Raw genomic sequence first — 445 nt, 5'->3', positions numbered from 1 at the left:
AAGAGGAGGAAAGAAAAAAAAAAGGAAGAGGGGGAGAAAGAAGGAGAAGAGGGGGAAAAAAAAGAGGAGAAAGAGAAGGAGGAAAAGAGGGAGGGAGAAGAAAAAGGGGAAGAGAAGAAGAAGGAAGAGGAGAAAGAAGGGGAGGAAAGAGAAGAAGAAGAGAAAAAAAGAAAAGAAAGAGAAGAAAAGGGAGAAGAGGGAAAAAAGAGGGGAAGGAGGGGGAAAGAAGAGGAGGAGAAAGGGAGAAGGAGAGAGAAAGAGGAAAAAGAAGGGGAAGGGAAAGAGAGAGAGAAAAGGGGAGGGGAGGAAGGAAGGGAGGGAAGAGAGAAGGGGGAAAGGGAAGGGGGGGGAGAAAAAGAAAAGGAAGAGGAAAAAGAGAGAAAAAAAGGGAGGGAAAGGGGAGAAAGAAAAGGGAAAGAGGAGGGAAAAAAAGAGGGAGGGGAAG

The 445-nt window shown here is 46.1% G+C and carries 1 protein-coding gene; it reads left to right on the top strand.

Annotated features, from left to right (window positions below):
• Nucleotides 1-445, top strand: a 445-nt coding sequence (locus tag KH400_RS29685; RefSeq protein WP_217228005.1) for a hypothetical protein, incomplete at both ends; no start/stop codon positions are given.

Origin of the sequence: Desertibacillus haloalkaliphilus (assembly GCF_019039105.1) — a bacterium.
In the GTDB taxonomy this organism is placed as follows: domain Bacteria; phylum Bacillota; class Bacilli; order Bacillales; family KJ1-10-99; genus Desertibacillus; species Desertibacillus haloalkaliphilus.
Note: the sequence above shows the minus strand (reverse complement) of the source record. Positions and strands in the feature narration are given on the sequence as shown.